Source organism: Evtepia sp., from assembly GCF_034090835.1.
Taxonomy (GTDB): domain Bacteria; phylum Bacillota; class Clostridia; order Oscillospirales; family Oscillospiraceae; genus Evtepia.
In genome coordinates this window covers 21308-27771 of the sequence record NZ_JAXDRS010000056.1, presented here as the reverse complement: position 1 = coordinate 27771, position 6464 = coordinate 21308, and the positions used below count along the sequence as shown (strand labels likewise).

Sequence of the window (6464 nt, the reverse complement as noted above, 5' to 3'; positions counted from 1 at the left end):
GCGGTGGCACATGTCCCTGACCTCCTGGTTCCGGGAGTATTTGTACATCCCCCTGGGAGGCAACCGGGGCGGCACGGCAAAGACTTTGCGGAACATCCTCATCGTGTGGTTCTGTACGGGCTTCTGGCATGGTGCCAGCTGGAATTTCATCCTGTGGGGGCTGTACTTCGCCGCCTGGCTCATTTTGGAGAAGTATGTCTTGAAAGGTGTTCTGTCAAGGACCCCCGGCTGGGTGAAGCACCTGTACACGCTGTTGGTGGTGTTCGTGGGCTGGGGCATTTTCGCCATGGAGGACCTGGGTGTCTGCGGCGGTTACCTCGCCGCCTGCTTCGGCGGGGCGCCGCTGTGGTCCGCCGCCGACGGCTATACGCTGAAAAGCTACGCTGTCACGTTCCTGGTGCTGGCCGCGGCGTCCACCACGCTGGGAAAGCGGTGCTGGCAGCGGCTGCCGGACAAGGCGCAAAAGCTCCTGACACCGGTTTTGATGTTCCTGGCGTTGGCTGTTTCCACAGCCTACCTGGTGGACGGCAGCTATAATCCCTTCCTGTATTTCCGGTTCTGAGAGGGGGAACGACGCCATGAAAAAACTCTATCGATTTCTGCCTGCGCTGGTCTTTCTGGTCTTTCTGGCGGTGATGGCGGGACTGCTCCTGTTCTCTCCTCTGAAGGAATACTCGGAGAACGAAAAGCGATATCTGGCAGGCCTGCCTGAGGTGACCGCAGAAAAGATCATGGACGGAACCACCCAGAAGGAACTGGAAAAATTCACGTCCGATCAGATCCCCGGCCGGGACCTGTTTGTTGGGATCAACGCCTATTGGAATCTGCTCACCGGGCGCACCGGCGCACAGGATATTTACTATTGTAAAGACAACTACCTCATCAACGCACCCAAGCCCTATGACGAGCAGACCTATCTCAACAACCTGAAAAACTTTGACAACTTCGCAGCGGGTGTCGGCCTTCCCGCCGATCTCATCATGGTGCCCTCCACCGGGTATCTGATGGACCGGGTGCTGCCCATCAGCCACGGGGAGTACCACGATGATGTCCTCTATCAGAAGGCCATTGCCACCCTGCGGAACATCCGTCTCATTGATGTGCGCCAGCCTTTGAAGGATGGCACGCTGCGGGGACAGGTCTGCTATCGAACCGACCACCATCTCACCTCTTTTGGCAACTATCTCATCTATCAGACCTACCAGAATGCGGTGGGGGCGCCCTGGGTACCCCAGGATGCCTATACCGTGACCAGTTACGATGGGTTTTACGGCACCACCTGGTCGGGCAGCGGTTACCAGATGATCCCTCCGGACAAGGTGGACCTCTGGGACAGCGGGGCCAAGGTGACCGTGACCCTGCAGGACGGCGGAAAGGAACCGGTGGTTTCCCACAGTCTTTTCTTCCCCTCCCACCTGGAAAACCTGGATAAGTATCCGGTGTATCTGGACGGCAACCATAGTCTGGTGGAGATCAGCAACCCCGACGCGGGGGGGGGGAGTATCCTGGTGATCCGGGACTCTTATGCTCACTGCCTGGGCACCTTCCTGGCCTCCAGCTATCAGAAGATCTATATGGTCGACCTGCGGTACTATCGAGACTCCCTGTCGGAGTTTTTAAAGGAGCATCCGGTGGACCGGATCCTCTATCTGTACGGGGTGGACAATATGATGACCGATACCAACTCTGCCTGGCTGAACTGAGAATACCTTCAGTAGACCCGGCCTGAACCATTTTGGGTTCAGGCCGGGCTTTTGCATCTGCGGCTTGCCGAAGGGCTGGGGAAAATGGTATGATGGATCACAGAGAATGGAGGTGGTCCTGTTGGCAGAGATCAACGTTGCCCTGGAAGTCTTTGGGGTGGTGCTGTCGCTTATTTTGTTGGGAAGCCTGCTGCTGAATGGAGATCGAAGCAGCCGTTCGGTGCGGATGTTTCTTTGGATGCTGTTTCTGAATCTGCTGTGTCTGGGCGCAGATGCGGCGGCGTGGTATGCCAATGGTACGGACTGCCGTAGTTTGAACTGGGGGGGAAACCTGCTCCAGTATTTGTGTGCCTATGGTCTGCTGCTGCTGTACAGCATCTACCTGTTGGATGACCTGCCCGGTCAGAGACGCTGGCGATTCTGCCGCAGGGGAGTGGAAGGGCTCTGCCTGTTGGGCATCGTGCTCACCCTGTTCAGTCAGTTTTCCAACTTGTTTTATGAAATCACCACCGGAAACCTTTATGTGCGGGGGGAGTGGTTCTGGCTGTCCCATGCCGTGGGACTTTTGGTGCTGGCCGTGGATGGCTGGGTGGTGTTTCATGCTCGGGCCGTCTCTGGCAGAGAGCGGGTCTTACAGCTGCTCTATGTGATCGTCCCTGCCCTGGCTCTGGTTCTGGACCTTCTCTGGGAAGAGATCACGGTGCTGGGGCTGGGGTCCACGGTGACCTTGCTGCTGGTATTTGCCAACGTACAACTCCAGCGGGACCGGAGACTGAAGGAGCAGGACAAGGAACTGGCGGAAAAACGGATCGCCATTATGATCAGCCAGATCCAGCCCCATTTCCTGTATAACATTTTGGGGAGCATTGAGTGGTTGTGTGAAACCAACCCGAAAAAGGCCCAGGAAGCCACAGACGAATTGGCTCGTTTCCTCCGGGGAAATATGGGCAGCCTGAACAGCACCAGTACCATTCCTGCCCGCCGTGAATTAGAGCATATCCGCAGCTACCTGAACCTGGAGAAGATCCGGTTCGGGGAAAAATTGAAGGTGCGGTATGAGATCGAGAACAGTGATTTCTTCCTCCCTGCGCTGAGCTTGCAGCCCCTGGTAGAGAACGCAGTGCGCCACGGCGTGACGAAACGGGAAGAGGGCGGCACCATTGTGGTGGGGATGCGAGAGACCTGGCATGAGTATGTTGTGACCATCCAGGACGACGGAGTGGGTTTTGACCCCAGAGAGAGGAAGCAGGATGGCCGGGACCACGTGGGCATTGATAACGTGCGCAGCCGGTTGGAAGCGCAATGCGGCGGCATTCTCAGGATCATGAGTGAGAAAGGCAAAGGAACCCTGGCGGAAGTACGGATTCCCAAGGGGGGACGCAGCAAAGGAGAGGAGGATTCCCGTGCGGATCTTAGCAGCAGACGATGAACCTTTGATGTTGGACATGCTAACAGACCGGATTCGTCAGGCCAGGCCGGAGGCGGAGGTGCTGGCGTTTTCCAACGCGCGGCGGCTGCTGGCGTGGCTGGAGGAGAGCGGTGCTTCCTTTGATGTAGCGTTCCTGGATATTGAGATGCCAGGGATCAGCGGGATCGCGCTGGCCCAGCGGCTCAAGACCCTGTGCCCCACAGGAAACCTTGTGTTTGTGACAGGGTTTTCCCAGTATATGGCGGAGGCCTTTCAGCTGCACGCCAGCGGGTATATCATGAAACCGGTGACGGTAAAGGCGGTGGAGGAAGAACTGGAAAACCTCCGCTATCCTGTGACAATGAAAGAGACGTGCCGGCTGCGGGTCCAGACCTTTGGAAACTTTGAGGTGTTTTATGACGGAAGCCCGGTGCACTTCAGCCGTAGCCGAACCAAGGAACTCTTTGCCTACCTTATCGACCGGCGGGGAGCTGGGAGCACCATGGGCGAACTCATCTCCGTGCTCTGGGAAGGCCGACCGGATACCGATAGTGTCCGCAGCCAGCTGCGCAGCCTCATTACAGACCTGCGCAGCACCTTCCGGCGGCTGGATGAGAAGTCCATCATCATCAAGCAGCGGGACTTGATCGCCGTGGACCCCCAGCGGGTGGACTGCGACTACTATCGGTTTTTGGCGGGGGACATTACGGCCATTAACTCCTTCCGGGGGGAATACATGGCCAACTACTCCTGGGCGGAAACCACCCTGGGTGCGTTGGAGCAGCAGAAGTAAGGACGAGCCTCCCTGGAAAAGGCGCATAGGGTGAGGCGGCGAGTGCATAGGTTCTACTGACAGGGTTGTCCCGACGACAGCCGGAAGGGAGGGGCCTATGGGGAGAACACGCAGCCGGCGAGTGTGGCAGGTGGGGCTGTACATTCGTCTGTCCCGGGACGACGGCCGGGAAGAGAGTCTCAGCGTGCAAAACCAGAGAAAGATCCTGATGGACTATCTGGAGCAGGAGTTTCAGGAGGAGTGGGAGCTGGCAGGCGTCTACATCGACGCCCCTGTAATAATAGGACTAATAAACTAAAGGCTCAAAAAAGTGTTGGAAATACAGCGTTTTTGAGCCTTTTCACATAAAAACAATCGAATTGTACATAGCGCGTTTGTTACCCAAAGTGACGCATGGGTTGGCAGACGCGCTATTTTTTTGCCCAGACGCGGGCGGAAGGAGGTGCAAGCGTGAGAGCGTATGGCAAGTCGTGGGACTACAATGTATATGACTGCCAATACTGCCTGTACTGGAAAGGCAGGAAAAGAGGCTGCGTCTACCCTGACGGCTGCTGCTGTCCGGTAGATCAACGGGATGCAGTTCAGTTCCGCGACGATGAAGATAAAGAGAATACCGCACCTGTTTCGGAGTGCAGGAATTGTCCCTACGGGCGCGATTCCCCCTGTATCGGGTGGTGTACCAAGGAGGTCATGCGCGCCGTGGGACTGTTGAAGGAGCGTGACGGCCCCGATGTATGACTACTTCTACGGTGCGGAGTCGGAACAGTTCTCTTTCTATCGCATCCCGAAGGTGCTGTTCACGGAGGAACGGTTTAAGAATATCTCCGCAGAAGCCAAGGTGCTCTACGGTCTTCTGCTTGACCGCATGAGCCTTTCGGCAAAGAACGGCTGGCAGGATAAAGAAAACCGGGTGTATATCATCTTCACCATCGAGGACATCATGGAGGCTATGGGCTGCGCCGATCAGAAAGCCGGAAAGCTCCTGCATGAGCTGGAAAGCAAATGCAGACTCATCGAGCGAAAACGGCAGGGCCTCGGCAAGCCCAATCTCATCTATGTGAAGAACTTCGTTACCCCCTCGGAATCACGTTTCTTGAATCGTGAAAATCACGATTCTGGAGAAGTGAAAATCACGGATCAAGAACCGTTAAAATCACGATCTAATAATACTGAGAATAATAATACTGAATTTAGTGATACTGATTCTTTTCCCTTCACTTCGTTCAGAGAGAGACACGTCCGGGAAACGAAAAGAAGCGATGCGAATCAGAGAGAGCGATACAGAGAAATCCTTTCGGGGAATATCTCGTATGAGATTCTCTTGCAGGACTATCCGCTTGACCGGGATATCCTCACGGAAATACTGGAGCTCATGGTGGATACGGTCTGTACAACCAGAAGCACCGTCCGTATCTCCGGGGACGACAAACCCGCAGAGGTCGTAAAGAGCCAGTTTCTGAAGCTGGACAGCGAGCACATCCGCTTTGTCATGGACGGTCTGAAGGACAACACCACCCGCATCCGCAATATGCGTCAGTATCTCTTAGCAACCCTGTATAACGCCCCTCTGACCATTGGGAACTACTACCGAAGTCTCGTCAGCCACGATATGTCGGAGGGCTTCATCTGAGCCGTAGGCAATGCCTGCGGCTTTTGCCATTTCAAGGAGGAGGTGAAAACAGTGTCAAAGCAGGAACCCCGGGAACAGGTACAGCAGATACCGCTGTCGGAGATTCATCCGTTCAGAAACCACCCATTCAAGGTGCTGGACGATGAGCTGATGCAGCAGACGATAGACAGCATCATGCAGGTGGGGATTCTCAACCCCGCCATCATCCGTCCCGATCCGGAGGGCGGATATGAAATGGTTGCCGGACACAGACGGCTTCACGCCGCAGACCTTGCAGGGCTGAAAACCATCCCGGCAATCGTCCGCAATCTTACCGATGACGAGGCGGTGATCCTTATGGTGGACAGCAATCTGCAACGCGAAACGATCAGCCCCATGGAACGGGCGCAGGCTTACAAAATGAAGCTGGAAGCGCTGAAACATCAGGGGAAAAAGGTTGAATTGCAGACCGATTCAACTTCTCCCCAAGTTGGGGAGAAGTCATCGTGGGCAGTAAGCATCGTAGCAAACGACGCCAACGCAAGCCGCAGTCAGGTGCAAAGATTTATCCGTCTCACGGAGCTTTTGCCCGAAGTGCAGGAAAAGGTGGAAAGCAAGGAGATCGCGTTCAGCCCCGCCGTGGAGCTGTCATATCTCACCCATGACGAGCAGAGGCAGTTTCTTGACGCGATGGACTATTCGCAGAATACCCCCTCTCTCTCCCAGGCACAGCGGTTAAAGAAACTCAGCCGCGAGGGTAAATGCACACAGGAGGCCATGTTCGCCATCATGTCCGAGGACAAGAAGGACGACCTGACGCGCATTACGCTGGATAACGATGTGCTTCGCAAATATTTCCCCCGAAATTACACGCCCCTGCAAATGCAGCAGACCATCATCAAGTTGCTGGAACAGTGGCAGAAAAAACGGCAGCGCCAGAACGAGCGCTGA

7 protein-coding genes are annotated in these 6464 nt (G+C 55.6%); all 7 read left to right on the top strand.

Annotation, left to right across the window (positions count from 1 at the left end):
- On the top strand, window positions 1–562 hold a 562-nt coding region (locus tag SOR61_RS10175), incomplete at its 5' end, for an MBOAT family O-acyltransferase (RefSeq protein WP_320612547.1).
- A 16-nt stretch (window positions 563–578) separates the two neighbouring features.
- Entirely contained in the window at window positions 579–1703 is a 1125-nt protein-coding gene (locus tag SOR61_RS10170) for a DHHW family protein (RefSeq protein WP_320612546.1), read from the top strand.
- Between the two features lie 121 nt (window positions 1704–1824).
- Window positions 1825–3132 (top strand): histidine kinase, encoded by a 1308-nt coding sequence (locus tag SOR61_RS10165; RefSeq protein ID WP_320612545.1) that lies wholly within the window; start codon window positions 1825–1827, stop codon window positions 3130–3132.
- Window positions 3107–3904, top strand: a complete 798-nt coding sequence (locus SOR61_RS10160; RefSeq protein ID WP_320612544.1) for a response regulator — start codon at window positions 3107–3109, stop codon at window positions 3902–3904. Before SOR61_RS10165 ends, SOR61_RS10160 begins: the two co-directional genes overlap by 26 nt.
- 97 nt (window positions 3905–4001) lie before the next feature.
- Window positions 4002–4202: a hypothetical protein gene (locus SOR61_RS10155; protein ID WP_320612543.1), complete on the top strand. Its 201-nt coding sequence runs from the start codon at window positions 4002–4004 to the stop codon at window positions 4200–4202.
- Window positions 4203–4634: 432 nt separating this feature from the next.
- On the top strand, window positions 4635–5534 hold the full coding sequence (locus SOR61_RS10150; protein WP_320612542.1) for a DUF6017 domain-containing protein: 900 nt from the start codon (window positions 4635–4637) through the stop codon (window positions 5532–5534).
- Window positions 5535–5585: 51 nt separating this feature from the next.
- Window positions 5586–6464, top strand: coding sequence for a ParB/RepB/Spo0J family partition protein (locus SOR61_RS10145; protein WP_320612541.1), 879 nt, complete (start codon window positions 5586–5588; stop codon window positions 6462–6464).

Bases quoted from the DNA above. Each gene is read 5' to 3' on its own strand.
- SOR61_RS10170 (WP_320612546.1), top strand. From the start codon at position 579: ATGAAAAAACTCTATCGATTTCTGCCTGCGCTGGTCTTTCTGGTCTTT.
- SOR61_RS10155 (WP_320612543.1), top strand. From the start codon at position 4,002: ATGGGGAGAACACGCAGCCGGCGAGTGTGGCAGGTGGGGCTGTACATT.
- SOR61_RS10150 (WP_320612542.1), top strand. From the start codon at position 4,635: ATGTATGACTACTTCTACGGTGCGGAGTCGGAACAGTTCTCTTTCTAT.